Source organism: Novilysobacter selenitireducens (assembly GCF_020026895.1).
Classification (GTDB): Bacteria; Pseudomonadota; Gammaproteobacteria; order Xanthomonadales; family Xanthomonadaceae; genus Lysobacter_C; species Lysobacter_C selenitireducens.
The window spans coordinates 1-285 of record NZ_JAINZW010000088.1; the positions used below are offsets into that span (position 1 = coordinate 1).

General features: G+C 71.6%; 1 protein-coding gene. It reads right to left on the reverse strand.

Features of this window, described 5'->3' with window-relative positions; translation table 11 throughout:
* Nucleotides 1–285 (reverse strand): DNA gyrase subunit A (locus tag K6753_RS14575; protein ID WP_223677182.1); only part of this gene is annotated, 285 nt, incomplete at both ends.

Sequence of the window (285 nt, forward strand, 5' to 3'; positions counted from 1 at the left end):
CATCACCCTGGCGATCGCTCGCGAACTGGCGCGCCAGGTCGTCGAGCAGGCGCACGCAGGCGCTGACGACCTCGTTGAGGTTGTGCGGCGGCACGTCGGTCGCCATGCCCACGGCAATGCCGGTGGTGCCGTTGAGCAGCAGGTGGGGCAGCCGCGCCGGCATCCACGAGGGTTCTTCACCGGCGGGCTGATGCCGGCGGCGGACACGCTGCCGTGGCATCGCCAATACCGTGGCGGTGACGCTGGCCTGCGCCGCCGCGCTGCTGGGCCTGTTCTTCCTCGGCT